General features: G+C 71.9%; 15 protein-coding genes. 2 read left to right on the forward strand and 13 right to left on the reverse strand.

Going from position 1 to position 15147, the window contains the following annotated elements:
- Positions 1 to 3: 3 nt before the first annotated feature.
- The 3 genes from OG2516_RS05350 to acs form a co-directional block, all read right to left on the reverse strand.
- Positions 4 to 372 (reverse strand): response regulator, encoded by a 369-nt coding sequence (locus OG2516_RS05350; protein ID WP_007254611.1) that lies wholly within the window; start codon positions 370 to 372, stop codon positions 4 to 6.
- Positions 369 to 650 carry a hypothetical protein gene (locus OG2516_RS05355; RefSeq protein ID WP_007254612.1) on the reverse strand — a complete coding sequence of 94 codons (282 nt, stop codon included), beginning with the start codon at positions 648 to 650 and terminating at the stop codon, positions 369 to 371. The genes OG2516_RS05350 and OG2516_RS05355 overlap by 4 nt, the downstream gene beginning before the upstream one ends.
- A 68-nt stretch (positions 651 to 718) precedes the next feature.
- Positions 719 to 2677, reverse strand: coding sequence for an acetate--CoA ligase (acs, locus tag OG2516_RS05360; RefSeq protein WP_007254613.1), 1959 nt, complete (start codon positions 2675 to 2677; stop codon positions 719 to 721).
- Positions 2678 to 2956: 279 nt separating this feature from the next.
- Here acs and OG2516_RS05365 point away from each other — a divergent pair, with 279 nt between their 5' ends.
- On the forward strand, positions 2957 to 3463 hold the full coding sequence (locus OG2516_RS05365; RefSeq protein WP_007254614.1) for a copper chaperone PCu(A)C: 507 nt from the start codon (positions 2957 to 2959) through the stop codon (positions 3461 to 3463).
- Between the two features lie 65 nt (positions 3464 to 3528).
- On the forward strand, positions 3529 to 4737 hold the full coding sequence (locus OG2516_RS05370) for a CaiB/BaiF CoA transferase family protein (RefSeq protein WP_007254615.1): 1209 nt from the start codon (positions 3529 to 3531) through the stop codon (positions 4735 to 4737).
- 100 nt (positions 4738 to 4837) lie between these two features.
- Here OG2516_RS05370 and OG2516_RS05375 read toward each other — a convergent pair whose 3' ends face one another.
- The 10 genes from OG2516_RS05375 to OG2516_RS05420 form a co-directional block, all read right to left on the reverse strand.
- Entirely contained in the window at positions 4838 to 5815 is a 978-nt protein-coding gene (locus OG2516_RS05375) for an ABC transporter permease (RefSeq protein WP_007254616.1), read from the reverse strand.
- Entirely contained in the window at positions 5812 to 6759 is a 948-nt protein-coding gene (locus OG2516_RS05380; protein ID WP_007254617.1) for an ABC transporter permease, read from the reverse strand. The genes OG2516_RS05375 and OG2516_RS05380 overlap by 4 nt, the downstream gene beginning before the upstream one ends.
- Positions 6756 to 8258, reverse strand: a complete 1503-nt coding sequence (locus OG2516_RS05385; RefSeq protein ID WP_007254618.1) for a sugar ABC transporter ATP-binding protein — start codon at positions 8256 to 8258, stop codon at positions 6756 to 6758. The genes OG2516_RS05380 and OG2516_RS05385 overlap by 4 nt, the downstream gene beginning before the upstream one ends.
- A 62-nt stretch (positions 8259 to 8320) precedes the next feature.
- A complete protein-coding gene (locus tag OG2516_RS05390) occupies positions 8321 to 9346 on the reverse strand; it encodes a substrate-binding domain-containing protein (RefSeq protein WP_040614985.1) in 1026 nt (341 codons plus the stop codon).
- 40 nt (positions 9347 to 9386) lie between these two features.
- On the reverse strand, positions 9387 to 10301 hold the full coding sequence (locus OG2516_RS05395; protein ID WP_007254620.1) for a sugar phosphate isomerase/epimerase family protein: 915 nt from the start codon (positions 10299 to 10301) through the stop codon (positions 9387 to 9389).
- A gap of 10 nt (positions 10302 to 10311) precedes the next feature.
- Positions 10312 to 11463 carry a Gfo/Idh/MocA family protein gene (locus OG2516_RS05400; protein ID WP_007254621.1) on the reverse strand — a complete coding sequence of 384 codons (1152 nt, stop codon included), beginning with the start codon at positions 11461 to 11463 and terminating at the stop codon, positions 10312 to 10314.
- 27 nt (positions 11464 to 11490) lie between these two features.
- Complete coding sequence (locus tag OG2516_RS05405; protein ID WP_007254622.1) at positions 11491 to 12234, reverse strand: SDR family NAD(P)-dependent oxidoreductase; 744 nt, start codon at positions 12232 to 12234, stop codon at positions 11491 to 11493.
- A gap of 105 nt (positions 12235 to 12339) precedes the next feature.
- Entirely contained in the window at positions 12340 to 13101 is a 762-nt protein-coding gene (locus OG2516_RS05410) for an oxidoreductase (RefSeq protein WP_007254623.1), read from the reverse strand.
- A 109-nt stretch (positions 13102 to 13210) separates the two neighbouring features.
- Positions 13211 to 14131: an HNH endonuclease gene (locus tag OG2516_RS05415; RefSeq protein ID WP_007254624.1), complete on the reverse strand. Its 921-nt coding sequence runs from the start codon at positions 14129 to 14131 to the stop codon at positions 13211 to 13213.
- Positions 14132 to 14190: 59 nt separating this feature from the next.
- A complete protein-coding gene (locus OG2516_RS05420; protein WP_007254625.1) occupies positions 14191 to 15105 on the reverse strand; it encodes an SMP-30/gluconolactonase/LRE family protein in 915 nt (304 codons plus the stop codon).
- Positions 15106 to 15147: the final 42 nt, after the last annotated feature.

A 15147-nucleotide genomic window follows, 5' to 3' on the forward strand; every position in this document is an offset into this window, starting at 1 on the left:
CCGTCACATCGCCGTCACGCGGCGCAGGGCGCCGACGAGGGTGTCGTCCTCGAACGGCTTGACGATCCAGCCCGTCGCCCCGGCCTCTCGGGCGCGGGCCTTCAGCTCGGGCGCGGATTCGGTGGTGAGCACGAGGATCGGGACGGCGCGGTTGACCTCGCCGCCGCGGATCGCCTCGATCACGCCGAAGCCGTCGAGGCGGGGCATGTTGATGTCGGTGATGACGACGTCGGCGGCGCTGTCGGCGAAGAGATCGAGCCCGTGCACGCCGTCGGTGGCCGAGGTCACCTCGAACCCCGCGTTCTCGAGGCAGACGCCGAGCAGCGCCCGGATCGTGCGGGAATCGTCGATGGCGAGGACGCGGGGCTTCATGCCGCCGCCTCCTGTGCCAACAGCTCGGCCGCGAGACCGAGCCGCTCCAGCCCCGCGCGGAGCGGGGGCGACGGATCGGCGAGCTCGAACGGCTGCTTGTCGAGCGCCCAGGCGCGCCGGGCGGCGAGCAACATCAGCGCCATGCGCGCGCCGGTGGTGCGAACGCCGGCCCCACTGAGCCGGACGGGGCGCCCGCGCGCGGCGGTGAGGAAGGCGTGCACCGCGACGCACGCCTCGTGCCCGGCGGTGGCCGGCAGTTCGAACGTCTCGCTTTTCATCCTTCCTCCCGGCTGGCTCGTGGCGCAGTCCTAGCCGGGAGGAATTAAGAAATCGTTCGCGCCGCCCCTCAGTCCTTCCGGTTCATCCGGTTCTCGATCAGGTCGTCCACCACCGAGGGGTCGGCCAGCGTCGAGGTGTCGCCCAGCGCGCCGAAATCGTCCTCGGCGATCTTGCGCAGGATGCGGCGCATGATCTTGCCCGAGCGGGTCTTGGGCAGGCCCGGCGCCCACTGGATCAGGTCGGGCGAGGCGATCGGGCCGATCTCGGTGCGCACGAACTGGCGCAGCTCCTGGCGCAGCTCCTCGCTCGGCTCGACGCCGTTCATCAGCGTCACATAGCAGTAGATCCCCTGCCCCTTGATGTCGTGCGGGTAGCCCACGACGGCCGCCTCGGCGACCTTCTCGTGCGCCACCAGCGCGGATTCGACCTCGGCGGTGCCCATGCGGTGGCCGGAGACGTTGAGCACGTCGTCGACGCGGCCGGTGATCCAGTAGTCGCCGTCGGCGTCGCGACGGCAGCCGTCGCCGGAGAAGTAGTAGCCGGCGTAGTCGGAGAAGTAGGTCTTCACGAAGCGCTCGTGATCGCCCCAGACCGTGCGCATCTGGCCGGGCCAGCTGTCCTTGATGCAGAGCACGCCCTCGGCCTCGGCGGTGGTGATCTCCTCGCCGGTCTGCGGCTCGAGCACCACCGGCTGCACCCCGAAGAACGGCTTGGTCGCCGAGCCCGGCTTGAGCGTGGTGGCGCCCGGCAGCGGGGTGATCAGGTGGCCGCCGGTCTCGGTCTGCCACCAGGTGTCGACGATCGGGCAGCGGCCGCCGCCGACCACGCGGTGGTACCAGTTCCAGGCCTCGGGATTGATCGGCTCGCCGACCGTGCCGAGCAGGCGCAGGCTGGAGAGGTCGTGCTTTTCCACCCACTGGTCGCCCTGCCCCATCAGCGCGCGGATCGCGGTGGGGGCGGTGTAGAACTGGGTCACGGAATGCTTGGCGCAGACCTCCCAGAACCGGCCGGCGTCGGGGTAGGTCGGTACGCCCTCGAACATCAGCGTGGTCGCGCCGTTGGCGAGCGGCCCGTAGACGATGTAGCTGTGCCCGGTGACCCAGCCGACGTCCGCCGAGCACCAGTAGACGTCGCCGTCGTGGTAGTCGAAGGTGAAGCGGTGGGTCATCGCGGCGTAGACGAGGTAGCCGCCCGAGGTGTGGACCACGCCCTTGGGCTGGCCGGTGGAGCCGGAGGTGTAGAGGATGAACAGCGGGTCCTCGGCGCCGACCTCGACCGGCTCGAAGCTGTCCGACGCCGTCTTCACCGCCTCGTTGTAATCCACGTCGCGGGCGTCGTCCCAGGGGATGTCGTCGCCCGTGCGGCGCACGACCAGGCTCTTGACGCTGTCCTTGCAGTGCTTGAACGCCTTGTCGGTGTTGACCTTGAGCGGCGTCTTGCGGCCGCCCCGGGGGGCGCTGTCGGCGGTGATCACCACCTTGGCGTCGCAGCCAGAGACCCGCGCGCCGAGCGCGTCGGGGCTGAAGCCGGCGAACACCACCGAGTGGATCGCCCCGATCCGCGCGCAGGCCAGCATCGCGTAAGCCGCCTCGGGGATCATCGGCATGTAGATCACCACCCGGTCGCCCTTGGCCACGCCCATGTCGGCGAGGATGTTGGCCATCCGGCAGGTGGCGGCGTGGAGCTCGCGGTAGGTGATGTGGAGCGCGTCCTCTCCCGGCTCGTCGGGCTCCCAGATGATCGCGGTCTGCTCGCCCCGCGTGGCGAGATGGCGGTCGATGCAGTTGGCGGAGACGTTGAGGGTGCCGTCCTCGAACCACTTGATCGACACCTCGCCCGGCCCGAACGTGGTGTCCTTCACCCGGCTGTAGGGCTTGATCCAGTCGACCCGCTGGCCCTGCTCGCGCCAGAACGCCTCCGGATCGTCGATGGAGGCCGCGTACATGCGCGCGTAGCGCTCGGCATCGACATGCGCGCGGGCGGCCGCGTCCTCGGTGACGGGATACTGTTTGACCTCGGTGCTCATCGGCTCCCCCCTGATGATATCTCGCGATGGCGGGGCGGCGCGGGCCTCCTCCGCCGTCCCTGCAATGCCGGGGGCAGTAGAACGCCCTGCCCGGCCATCGTCCACGAGCGCCGGTTTTCACGGCGGCTTTCTGTAAACCGCTTTGCCCGAGAACGCGAGAGGGCGTCAACGGATTTACCGGGCCGCCCGCCCCGTCGCCGCCTGCGACGCCGAGCCCCCTTCCCCCGCCGCCGCCCCGCCGCTAGCAACGGCGCCAACTGCAGCCACCCGGAGCCCGTGATGCCGAAGCCCCTCGCCGCCCTCGCCCTTCTCGCCCTGCCCGCCGCCGCGCTGGCGCACGAGTACGAGATCGACGGCCTCTCCATCGGCCACCCCGTCGCCTACGAGACCGCCGCCACCGCCCAGAGCGGCGCGGGCTACCTGACGATCACCAACGGCGGCACCCGGCCGGACGCGCTCATCGCCGTCGTCGCCGACTTCCCGCGGGTGATGATCCACACCAGCGAGATGCGGGACGGCGTCGCGCGGATGTCGCGCGTCGAGCGCATCGAGATTCCGCCGGGCGAGACGGTGACGCTGCGGCCGGGCGGCGCGCACGTGATGTTCATGGGCCTCGACGGCGACCCGTTCGAGCCGGGCGAGACGATCCCGGCCACCCTCCTGTTCGAGGGCGCGGGCGCGGTCGAGGTGGAGTTCCACGTCGAGCCCCGCCCCGAGGGCGACATGGCGCACGGGACGGATGGCCACGGCGACCACGACGATCACGACGACCACGCCGGCCACTGACGACACGTTGCACCCGCGCGCCGCTTCCGGTTAGGTCCGCCCGACCGGAACGGCGGAGGCGCAGGATGCAGGACGATCTCAAACCCGGGGCGCTCGACGGCCTCGTCGTGCTCGACCTGAGCCGCATCCTCGCCGGCCCCACGGCGACGCAGATGCTCGGCGATCTCGGTGCCACGGTGATCAAGATCGAGAACCCGCGCACCGGCGGCGACGACACCCGCGCCTGGGGCCCGCCCTACATCCCCCTCAAGGACGGCGCGGCGAGCGACCTGTCGGCCTACTACCTGTCGGCCAACCGCAACAAGCTTTCCGCCGCCGCCGACCTGACCACCGAGGAGGGCCGCGCGCTGGTGCGCCGGATCGCGGCGCAGGCCGACGTGGTGGTGGAGAACTACAAGCCCGGCGGCCTCGCCAAGTACGGGCTCGACCACGAGACCCTGCTCGCCGCCCATCCCGGCCTCGTCTATTGCTCGATCTCCGGCTTCGGCCATACCGGCCCCAACCGCGACCAGCCGGGCTACGACCTGATGGCGCAGGGCTACGGCGGCATCATGAGCCTGACCGGCCCCGTCGAGGGGCCGCCGATGAAGGTCGGCGTGGCGGTGGCCGACGTGGTCTGCGGGCTCTACGCGGCCACCGGCATTCTCGCCGCCCTGCGCCACCGCGACCGCACCGGCGAGGGCCAGCATATCGACCTCGCGCTCGTCGACAGCCAGATGGCCTGGCTCATCAACGCCGGCACCAACTACCTCGCCACCGGCCGCGTCCCCGCCCGGCGCGGCAACGCCCACCCCAACATCGTACCCTACGAGGTCTTCGCCAGCGCCGACGGCCACGTCATCGTCGCCTGCGGCAACGACAGCCAATTCGCCCGCCTCTGCGCCGCCTTCGACGCGCCCGCCCTCGCCGCCGATCCCGCCTTCGCCACCAACGCCGCCCGCGTCGGGAACCGCGAGGCGCTGCTCGCCGCCCTGACGCCGCTGCTCGCCGCCCGCTCCTCGGCCGACATCGTCGCCGCCCTGCAGGCCGCCGGCGTGCCGGTGGGCCCGATCAATGACCTCGAGACCGCCCTCACCTCCGACCAGGCCGAGGCCCGCGGCGCCGTGGTCGAGATGGCCAGCCCCGACACCGAGGAGGGCCGCGTCCGCCTGCTCGGCAACCCGCTGAAGTTCTCGCGCACCCCCGTCACCTACCGCCACGCCCCGCCGCGCTTCGGCCAGGACACCGCCCAGGTCGCCGCCAATTTTCCCGGCCCGCCCGCCGACGAGCCCTGAGCCCCGGCGCCGCCGAGGCCCGCCCCCCTTCATCTGGCCGTAAATATGCCGGGGGTCCGGGGGCAGCGCCCCCGGCCGCTCCCGCCAGGCGAAACGCTCGTCAGGTCTGCTCCGTGAGGCGCACGTAGATGGCCGTCACCGCCAGGATGATCGCGCCGTAGAGGATGCGGCGGGCGCCCTCGGGCATCTGCAACAGCGTCAGCAGGGTGCCGAGCACGGTCAGGATCAGCGCGCCGACGATGGTGCCGGTGTAGCTGCCGCGGCCGCCGAAGATCGAGGTGCCGCCGATCACCGCCGCCGCCACCGAGGGCAGCATCAGCGGGTTCACCAGGCTCAGCGAGGGGGCCTTGATCAGGCCGACGTAGAGCAGGCCGGTGATGCCGGCGATCAGCGCCGAGAGCATGTAGAGCGCCAGGTAGACCTGCCAGGCCCGCACCCCCGACAGCCGCGCGGCGTGGCAGTTGGAGCCGAGCGCGAAGAGCAGCCGGCCGAAGCCGCTGCGGCTCTGGGCGTAGAGGATCAGCGCCGCGAAGGGCAGGAACAGCACCAGCGCGTTGGGAAAGCCCCAGGTGCGGCCGGTGCCGAGCCAGGCCAGCGCCTCGGGCACCACCGAGCCGGTGGCGATGACGAAGCGCTGGTAGACCTGCAGGCAGCCGGTGGCGACGAGGCCGGTGCCGAGCGTCATGATGAGCGGGTGGACGTGGGCGAAGGCGATGCCGATGCCGTTGACCAGCCCGATCAGCAGCGCCGGCACCAGGCTCACCAGGATCGCCAGCGGCGCGCCGAGGAGCGGGGTCATCGTCGCCATCACGAAGGCGGCGACGGTGGCGGCGATGCCGGCGGAGAGGTCGATGCCGCCGGTGAACATGGTCAGCGTCTGGCAGGCGGCGAGCATCGCCAGCGGGATGGCGAACTTGACGGTGTTGGCGATCCAGCGCTCGTTGACGATGCCGGGGCGCATGTATTCCAGGATCGCCACCAGGAGCGCCAGCAGCACCAGCAGCGGCAGCACCGGGCGGTCGGCGAGGAACCGGCCGACCCGGGCGAGGGCGGCGGGGCGGTCGGCGCCGGCGCTCATGTCTGCCGGCCCTTCACCGCCAGGATGCCGCCGAGCATCACCACGATCACCATGATCGTTCCCTCCACGATGGTGGTCACGTTGGGGTCGACGCTGGCGAGCGTCAGGTCCATCCGCACCAGCCGCAGGATGATCACCGCCAGGATCGGCCCGAGCAGCCCGCCGATGCCGCCGCCGAGCACCACGCCGCCGAGCACCGCCGCCGCCACCGCGGCGAGCAGGTAGGGGCCGGGGATCGGCTCGCCGATGCCGGTGGACATGGTCAGGGTCAGCCCGCCGAGCGCCGCGAACAGCCCGCCGATCGCGTAGGCGGCGACGCGGGTGGCGCGGGTCGGCACGCCCGAGCGGTAGGCCGCGAGCTCGCTCGAGCCGGTGGCGTAGATGTAGAGGCCGAGCTTGGAGCGCTTGAGCGGCACCCAGACCACGGCGAGGCAGACCACGAGGAACACCAGCGACTTGGGCACCCAGGGCACCACGCTGCCGACGATCAACTCGCGCAGCCAGGGCGCCGCGGCGCCGCCGGGCGCGTTCAGGATCAACAGCGCCACGCCTTCCCAGACGTAGAGCATCGCCAGGGTGGCGACGATGTCGGGCACCCTCGTGATCACGATCAGCGCGCCGTTGATCGCCCCCATAGCCAGCCCGACCACCAGGACGAAGGCCACGACCAGCCCCGCGGTCAGGTCCCCCGCGCCGTCCATCAGCACCGCCGCGGTGACCGAGGCGACGGCCATCATCGAGGCCACCGACAGGTCGATCCCGCCGACCAGGATCGCCACGGTCATCGCCGCGGTGGCGAAGGCGAAGGGCAGCGAGGCGCGGGCCAGGCTCTCGAAGCCGGAGGCGGAGAAGTCGGGCTGGATCGCCTTGGTCAGGATCGCCAGCGCCACCAGCAACCCGACCAGTCCGAGCACCCAGCCGCTCTTGCCGAGCTGGCGGATCATGCGTCTGCCTCCTCGGGCGCGAGCCCGTAGGCCGAGCGCATCAGCCGGGCGTCGCTGGCGTCGGCGGCGTCGAGGATCTCGACGACGCGGCCCTTGAACATCACCACGGCGCGGTCGCAGGCGAGGCGGACCTCCTCGAGCTCGGAGGTGAAGTAGAGCACCGCCGCCCCCTGCCCGGCCAGCTCGCGGACCAACTCGTAGATCTGGCGCTTGGTGCGCACGTCGATGCCGCGGGTCGGGTCGAACAGCAGCAGCGTCTCGACCCCGGCGGCGAGCCAGCGGCCGATGGTGACCTTCTGCTGGTTGCCCCCCGAGAGCCGGCGCACCTCGCCCATGGCGCGGGTGTCGATCTGCATCCGCGCGATCGCGGCGTCGACCCGTTCCGCCTCGCGGCGCATGGCGATCGGGCCCCAGCGGCGCGGCCGGGCGACCAGCGGCAGGGCGATGTTCTCGCGCACCGAGCGCTCCGACAGCAGCGCCTCGGCGCGGTCGCCGGGGACGTAGGTGAGGCCGGCGGCGATGGCGTCGGCGGGGTGGCGGAAGCTCGCGGGGCGGCCGTCGATCTCGAGCCGTCCGCGGGCGGCGGGGCGAAAGCCGGCGAGCACGTCGAACAGCTCGTCCTGGCCCTGGCCCTCGAGCGCGACCATGCCGAGCACCTCGCCGGCATGGAGGTCGAAGGACACGTCCTCGAGCGCGGTCCCCGCCCCGAGCCCGGCGACCCGCAGCCGCGGCGTGCCGGTGGGCGCGGCGGCGCGGGCGCGGGCGCCGCGGGCGCCGGGGGTCAGCGCGGCGCCGAGCATCATCTCCACCACCCGGTCCTCGACGCCGGGCTCGATCCTCAGGTCGCCGACGGTGGCGCCGTCTCGCAGCACCACGGCGCGGTCGCAGAGCTCGGCGATCTCGGTGAAGCGGTGCGAGATGTAGATCACCGCGCGGCCCGCGTCGGCCTGTTCGCGCACCACCCGCAGTACCCTCTCGACCAGGTCGGTGGGCAGCGCGGCGGTCATCTCGTCGAGCATCAGCACGTCGGGCTCGGCGGCGATGGCGCGGGCGAGGTCGAGGATCCGCAAGGTCGCCAGCGGCAGCCGCCCGGCGGTCTCGTCGAGCCGCAGCCCCTCCACGCCGAGCTCGCGCACCCAGTGCAGGAACGGCTCGACTGGGGTGTCGCCGAGGCGCAGGTTCTGGGCGACGTCGAGGTCGGGGATCAGCGCCGGCTCCTGGTAGACCGGCACGATCCCGGCGGCGCGGGCGGCGGCGGGCGAGGCCAGGGTGCCGTCGCGGCCGTGCAGCCGGATGGTGCCGCCGTCGCGGCGCAGGGCGCCGGTGAGGATCTTGACGAAGGTCGACTTGCCCGCGCCGTTGGCGCCCATCAGCGCCACCACCTCGCCGGCGCGGATCGTCAGCGCGGCGTCCGACAGCGCGGTGACCGCGCCGAAGCGCTTGGCCACGCCGCTCGCCTCCAGGACCGGCGGCGTCGCCGCCGCTGCCTCGTCGCGCATCCCGTCCCTCCCTCGTGAATACGCCCGGCCACCTGTTCCGGCAGCCGGGCGCCGTGGCCGGCTTACTCGCCGGGGCCCTTGCAGGCGATGATCTCGTCCATCGTGTAGGTGGTCCAGCCGTCGATGGAGACGCTCACCGGCCATTCCGGATCGAGGTTCGGGTTCTGCGCCGCTTCGATCTGCGCCCGGCCCTCCTCGGTGGTGTTGTCCCAGAGCGCCGGGTCGACGAGGACAATCCGATCCTCGGGCGTCTCGCCGCCGAGGATCTGCAGCGCCAGGGTCACCCCCGCCCCGCCGATCGAGCCCGGGTTGGTCACCGCGGCGCCCTCGAGCCCCTCGACCTCGGCGAGCTGGCCGACGAAGCCGGCGTTGTCGGCGCCGACGATCGGCACCAGCGGCGCGTCGCTCTCGAGGAAGGCGTCGACGATCACGTTGTCGATGCCGCTGGTCCACACTCCGTCGAAGGGGATGCCGGTGGAGAGGTAGTCGAGCATCTGCTGCTTGCCCTGGTCCTGCTGCCAGCCGGTGAAGACCTCGTGCGCCACGTTCACGTCGGGGTATTCCTCGAGCGCCCGGCGGAAGCCGGCGTCGCGGTCGTCGTCGGCCGCCGCGCCGGCGGCGCCGCGCATGTAGACCACGTCGCCCGAGCCGCCCATCTGCTCGAACAGCCACTTGGCGCCGAGATAGGCGTATTCCTCCTGGTTGTTGGAGACCACGTAGGCGCTTTCCTCGGTCACCGCCTGGTCGACTGCGACGACGACGATGCCGCGGTCGGTGGCTTCCTTGATCGCCGAGTTGATGCCCTCGGGGTTGGCGGGGTTGACGACGATGGCGTCGACGCCGGCCTCGATCAGGTTGCGGATGTCCTCGAGCTGGCCGGCCGCGTCGGTGTTGCGGTGGGCGATGTTGAGGCTCTCCACCTGGCCGCTGTCGAGCGCCTGCGCCTTCATCGCGCAGATCATCTCCTCGCGCCAGCCGTTGCCCTGGACGGTATTGGAGATGCCGATCGTGTAGTCCTGCGCCGAAGCCGCGCCGCCGGTCGCCGCCAGGATCGCGGCCATCGCGGTCGCTTGAAGAATGCGTCTCATGTGCTTCCCTCCCTTGGGAAAATTGCTTGTTCTTATCGCCCTACTTCACGAAGGGAGCGAGGACGTCCCGGGCGAGCAGGAAGCCACGCTTGATCTTGTCGTCCGACCCTTCGAAAGTCCGGTCCTCGTGTTCGATGATGATCGGCCCGTCATACCCGGCCCGGTACAGCCCGGAGAAGAAGCCGGGCCAGTCGACATCGCCGAGCCCCGGCATCCGCGGCACCTGCCAGCCCATGCCGACGCTCATCACGCCGTTGTCGTAGAGCCCGTCGCGGTCGATCATCACGTCCTTGGCGTGGGCGTGGACGATGCGGGGGCCGAACTCCTTGAGGAAGCGGGTCTGGTCGATCATCTGCCAGACCAGGTGCGAGGGGTCGAAGTTCATCCCCACCGCGTCGCCCCAGGTCTCGAAGATGCGCCGCCAGGTCTTCGGCGAATAGGCGATGTTGTGCCCGCCGGGCCACTCGTCGTAGCTGAAGATCATCGGGCAGTTCTCGAAGGCGAGCACGACGCCGTTGTCCTTCGCGTGTTCGATCACGTCCGGGAAGATCTCCTCGGCCCGGGCCCAGTTGTCGTCGAGCGTGAGGGTCCGGTCGCCGCCCATGAAGGTGTTGACGACGCGGACGTTCATCTTCGACGCGGCGCTGATCACCAGCTTGAGGTGGGCGAGCACCTCGTCGCGGTGAGCGGCGTCGGAATGCAGCGGGTTGGGGTAGTAGCCGAGCCCGGAGATGGTGATGCCGCGCTCGGCGAGCATCTGGTTGATCTCCACCCCGCGCGCCTCGGTCATGTCGGCGACGTCGATGTGGCTGGTCCCGGCATAGCGCCGCGCCTCGCCGCCGCCCACCGGCCAGCAGGCGACCTCGAGCGCCTCCATCCCCGCCGAGGCGGTCCAGGCGGCGACCTCCTCGAGGCTCTGGTCGGGGAACGGGGCGGTCAGCAGGCCGAGTTTCATGCGTCTGTCCTCATTGGCGTATCTTCGTCCAGGCCCCGGCGCGGGCGCTCTCGAGCACCGCCTCGCAGAGGGCCATCTCGTAGTGGCCGTCGGCGAAGTCGGCCCAGGTGGCGCCGTCCCGGCGGCCGCCGGCGGCGACGTCGGAATAGACCTGCCGGAACAGGGCGAAGAAGGTGTCGGCAAAGCCCTCCACGTGGCCGCCGGGCAGGCTCGCGGCGGCGGCGCCGGTGGGGTTCATCAGCGCGCCGTCGCGCTGCAGGATCTGGTTGGGCGCGTCGCGGTGGCCGATCCACAGGTGGTCGGGCGTCTCCGCCTCCCACGCCGCCGACGCCGCGGCCCCGGCGATGTCCCAGCGCATGGCGTTCTTGCGGCCGGTGTTGACCTGGCTCACCGTCAGCGTGCCGCGCGCGCCGCTGGCGTAGCGCAGCAGGATCTGGGCGGTGTCCTCGGTGTCGATGGCAACGGGCTCGGTGTCGCCGCCGGCGCTGGCGAAGGTGGCGACGGGGCCGGCGGGCCGCTGCCGCTCGGGCAGGAAGGTGGTGAGCTCGGCGAACACCTCGACGGGCCGCTCGCCGAGGATGAAGCTCGTCAGGTCGACCCAGTGCGTGCCGATGTCGCCCACCGCGCGCAGCGCGCCGCCGGCCTCGGGCAGCAGCCGCCAGTTCCAGTCCGTGGGCCGGGCCAGCCAGTCCTGGTGGTAGGAGCCGGTGACGAAACGCGGCGCGCCGAGCTCGCCGGCGGCGATCATCCCCCGCGCCTGCTGGTTGAGCGGGTAGAAGCGGGTGTTGTAGCAGACCGCCGCGACCTTGCCCGACGCGGCGGCCCGGGCGACCATGTCGGCGCTCTCCTCGGAGGTCATCGCCAGCGGCTTCTCGCAGACCACGTGCTTGCCCGCGTCGAGGATCGCGCAGACCTGCGGGTAGTGCGCCTGGTTGGGCGACGTGACGTGGACCACGTCGACCGCGCTGTCGGCGAGCAGCGCCTCGAGGCTGTCGTAGGCGTGCGCGACGCCGAGCTCCGCCGCCCGCGCGCGGCCGCGCCCGGGGCTGCTGCCGAGCACGCCGCGCACGTCGACCCCGAGCCGGCGCAGGGCCCACAGGTGGACGGTCCCGATGAAGCCCGTGCCGACGATCGCCGCGCCGATGCCGCCTTGCCCGCTCATGCGCCCTCGCTCCCTTCCGCCCGACCTTCACGCAACGGAATAGCCTCCGTCAACGGCCAGGCAGGTGCCGGTCATGAACCGCGCCGCCTCCGAGGCCAGGAACAGCACCGGTCCGGCGATGTCCCCGGGCTCGCCCCAGCGCCCGGCGGGGGTGCGCGCCGCCACCGCCGCCACGTGGGCGGGATCGGTGCGGCTGCGGGCCGATTGCTCGGTGACGATGAAGCCCGGCGCGACGGCGTTGACCCGGATGCCGTCGGGCGCCCAGGCGATGGCGAGCGACTTGGTCAGCTGCGCCACCGCCGCCTTGCTCGCGCCGTAGGCGGGGTTCTTCGGGCTGCCGAAGCTCGCGTACATCGAGGCGATGTTGATCAGCGCCCCCTGCCCCGCCTTGAGGTGGCGGTGGAAGGCGTGGGCGGTGCGGAAGCTGCCATGGAGGTTGATGTCGACGACGCGGGCGAAGAAGTCCGGCTCCATCTCCTCGCCCCGCGCGGTGATCGCGGCGCAGTTGACGAGCACGTCGAGCGCCTCGGTCCGCTCGGCCAGCGCGGCGACGGCGGCGCCGTCGGTGACGTCGAGCTGGCTGTAGGCGAAGCGGCCGCGGTCGGGCGCGGCGGGCTCGGGCTCGACGCCGGTGATGGCGACGCCGGCCCCCGCCTCCTGGAACGCCCGGGCGATGGCGGCGCCGATGCCCGCCCGGCTCGCGCCGATCACGAGCACCTCGGCGCCGCGGAAATCGAACCGCGCGCTCCGCTCCTGCTGCCGCTCGGGCATCGCTCCCCCTCGCGCCGACGGCCCCGCCTCCCAACGGTGCCGACCGGCCAACTCACTCCACGCCCTGCACTCTTGTGCAAGTCGCGAGCCGCCGCAAGAGGTACGTCAGAACGCGCCGTGGACCTTCTGCTCGAGGTCGATGGCCACCCCGCTGAGCGGCGCGGAGGCGTCGCTCAGCAGCCAGACCGCCTGCCGCGCCGCCTCTTCCGGGCGCAGCAGCCGCCCCAACGGCCGGCTCGGCGCGAGCGCCTCGGCCCAGTCCTCGCCATTGCCCAGCGTCTCCGCCTGCATCCGCTGCTCGCCCTCGGTGAGGGTCCAGCCGAGGTTGATCCCGTTGACCCGGATCCGCTCGGCCATGTGGGCGCGCGCGGCGTTCTTGGTCAGGGTCAGCAGCGCGCCCTTGGTGGCGGAGTAGACGGCGAGGTCGGGGGCGCCGCAATGGGCGTTGACGGACAGGATGTTGACGATCGCGCCCGGCGCGGCCCGCGCCTGCATGTCGCGCACCGCCTGCTGCATCAGGAAGAACGGCGCGCGGGCATTGACGGCGAAGAGCCGCTCCCACAGCGCCGGGTCGGCGTCGGTGAGCGCGCCCCGGTCGGTGAGCGCGGCGGCGTTGACCAGCCCGTCGATGCGCCCGTACGCCACCCGCGCCGCCGCCGCGATGGCGTCCGGCGCGTCCGGCTCGACGAGGTCGGCCACCTGACGCGCCGCGCCGAGGTCGTCTGCCACCGCGTCCAGCCCCGCCGCGTCGCGGTCCGTCAGCAACAGCTCCGCCCCCGCGCCCGCCGCACACCGCGCCACCTCGCGCCCCACCCCGCTCGCCGCGCCAGTCACGATCAGCGCCCGTCCCGCCAGCGACACCTCCATCAGCGCGGCTTCGGTGGGCGGGCAGAGTCGGGTGCAGGGATCATCGGCGGGCCTCCGGTTGTGCGGTCAAATCTATAGGAGCCGCCGTGGCGAGACGGAAGAGCATGGCTCAGTCCCAAGGCGCGGGCTCGTCGGTCATGCCCTGCCCGAACCGGTTCTCTCTATGCCAGCGCAGGTTGCCCGGGTGCGGGGTGTGGGCCGGGTTCGCCGGCTTCAAGAGCTTGCGGCCGGGTTGGATGAGCCGCTCGACGACCTCGCCCGGCACCTTGTTGTGCGAGATGAGGATTGTCTCGTTATCTTCGGCGACAGAGATGAGGCCCCGGTCGAACATCCAGTGCAGCGTCCCAGACAGCGCCAGTCCGTTGCGCACCGCGTCGCTCCCCTGGCACTCGACCGGGCGGATGTGGGCGGCCTGCACCTCGGGCCGCCCGCCGCCATTGCGCAGGCGCAGCCCCGACATGGCGCAGCGAAAGTCGTAGGCATCGCGCACCTTTCGCCGGAACGCGACGTCGCGATATGGGCGGCGGGTCAACCGCTCCAGCACCGGCCGTTCGAAGGAGGCGGCGTCTTCCGCCATGGCCGGCTCGGGGTCGAAGCGGGCCGCCTCCTGCGCCTCGAGGCTTTGCGGCAAGCCCAGCGAAACAATACGGGCGAAGTCGCTCTCGGGGAGGCGGCGGACCGCGAGTTGGACCGCCCCGCCTCGCTTCGGCGTACCGTCGGGCTCGGCCAGCGCGGCTTCGAGCGGCCGCCCCTCGACAAGGCGCGGCACCTCGGCGTCGAAGTCGAGATAGGTGCCGGGCTCAATTAGCGCGAGATAGCGACCGGGAGCCCCCGGCTTCTCGATGACCTGAGAAATCTTCGCGACGGCGAAATAGCCGCGCGGGCCCGCCTTCACAGGCTCGTAGTAGACGACCCAGTCGTCCACCGCCGCGCGCACCGCCTTCAGGTACGTCTGCGGGAAATCATAAACCACGTCCGGCTCGTCGTCGTAGATCGAGCCGGCCTTGTGCAACAGGACAAGCTTCACCATGGCCGCAGAAGATCACAGCTGGCCGGGGTGACAAGAATATTCTCACATCCCGAACACCCCTACCCCAGCGGCACGCGCCAGACCGCTTCGGAGGCGGTGATGAAGAGGCGGTGGCGGGTGGGGTCGAGGGTGAGGTTGGAGGTCTTGGCCGGGAGGCGGATGTGGAGCAGCGGGGTCGCGTCGGGGGCGAGGACGTGGACGCCGTCCCAGGCGCTGGTCCAGACGTTGCCGGCGGCGTCGATGCGCAGGCCGTCGGGGACGCCGGCGTCGATCTCGACGAAGACCGTGCCGCCCGAGAGGGTGCCGTCGGGGGCGACGTCGAAGACGCGGATGTGGTGCGGACGCGAGGGGTCGTAGGGGTCGGGGCTGCCGGCGCCGCGCGAGGCGCCGCTGTCGGCGATGTAGAGGCGGCGGCCGTCGGGGGTGAAGGCGAGGCCGTTGGGGCGGTCGAAATCGTCGGCGGCGATGCGGACCTCGCCGGTGGCGGAATCGACGCGGTAGACGTAGTTGCCGCTCTGCTCGCTCGGCGCCGTGTGGCCCTCGTGGTCGCTCTCGATGCCGTAGGGCGGATCGGTGAACCAGATGCTGCCGTCGGCGGCGGCGACCACGTCGTTGGGCGAGTTGAGCCGACGGCCCTCGTAGGCGTCGGCGACCACCTCGTAGCCGCCATCGCGCCGGGTGCGCGAGACGCGGCGCGCCCCGTGCTCGCAGGTCAGGATGTCGCCGCCGGCGTCGAGGGTGCGGCCGTTGGCGAAGTGCGCGGGCTGCTTCCACACCTCGAGCCCGCCGGCCTCGCTCCAGCGCATGACGCGGTCGTTGGGAATGTCGCTGAAGAGCAGGCTGCCGTCCCAGGGCAGCACCAGCGGGCCCTCGGTCCAGATGCAGCCGTCGGCGATCTTCTCGGGCCGCGCGTCGGGGGGCAGCTGCGCCGCCCCGCGCTCGTCGTGGATCTCGATGCTCGCGTCGTCGCCCATGCCGTGGCCCTCCCTCTGCCGCGCCGTCATAGCAGGGCCGGC

The organism is Oceanicola granulosus HTCC2516 (assembly GCF_000153305.1).
Taxonomy (GTDB): Bacteria; Pseudomonadota; Alphaproteobacteria; order Rhodobacterales; family Rhodobacteraceae; genus Oceanicola; species Oceanicola granulosus.

Coding starts and splice junctions, on each gene's coding strand:
- OG2516_RS05390 (WP_040614985.1), bottom strand. CDS start 9,346: ATGAGACGCATTCTTCAAGCGACCGCGATGGCCGCGATCCTGGCGGCG.
- OG2516_RS05405 (WP_007254622.1), bottom strand. CDS start 12,234: ATGCCCGAGCGGCAGCAGGAGCGGAGCGCGCGGTTCGATTTCCGCGGC.
- OG2516_RS05415 (WP_007254624.1), bottom strand. CDS start 14,131: ATGGTGAAGCTTGTCCTGTTGCACAAGGCCGGCTCGATCTACGACGAC.
- OG2516_RS05370 (WP_007254615.1), top strand. CDS start 3,529: ATGCAGGACGATCTCAAACCCGGGGCGCTCGACGGCCTCGTCGTGCTC.
- OG2516_RS05400 (WP_007254621.1), bottom strand. CDS start 11,463: ATGAGCGGGCAAGGCGGCATCGGCGCGGCGATCGTCGGCACGGGCTTC.
- OG2516_RS05365 (WP_007254614.1), top strand. CDS start 2,957: ATGCCGAAGCCCCTCGCCGCCCTCGCCCTTCTCGCCCTGCCCGCCGCC.
- OG2516_RS05380 (WP_007254617.1), bottom strand. CDS start 6,759: ATGATCCGCCAGCTCGGCAAGAGCGGCTGGGTGCTCGGACTGGTCGGG.
- OG2516_RS05355 (WP_007254612.1), bottom strand. CDS start 650: ATGAAAAGCGAGACGTTCGAACTGCCGGCCACCGCCGGGCACGAGGCG.
- OG2516_RS05410 (WP_007254623.1), bottom strand. CDS start 13,101: ATGGAGGTGTCGCTGGCGGGACGGGCGCTGATCGTGACTGGCGCGGCG.
- OG2516_RS05420 (WP_007254625.1), bottom strand. CDS start 15,105: ATGGGCGACGACGCGAGCATCGAGATCCACGACGAGCGCGGGGCGGCG.
- acs (WP_007254613.1), bottom strand. CDS start 2,677: ATGAGCACCGAGGTCAAACAGTATCCCGTCACCGAGGACGCGGCCGCC.
- OG2516_RS05395 (WP_007254620.1), bottom strand. CDS start 10,301: ATGAAACTCGGCCTGCTGACCGCCCCGTTCCCCGACCAGAGCCTCGAG.
- OG2516_RS05375 (WP_007254616.1), bottom strand. CDS start 5,815: ATGAGCGCCGGCGCCGACCGCCCCGCCGCCCTCGCCCGGGTCGGCCGG.
- OG2516_RS05350 (WP_007254611.1), bottom strand. CDS start 372: ATGAAGCCCCGCGTCCTCGCCATCGACGATTCCCGCACGATCCGGGCG.
- OG2516_RS05385 (WP_007254618.1), bottom strand. CDS start 8,258: ATGCGCGACGAGGCAGCGGCGGCGACGCCGCCGGTCCTGGAGGCGAGC.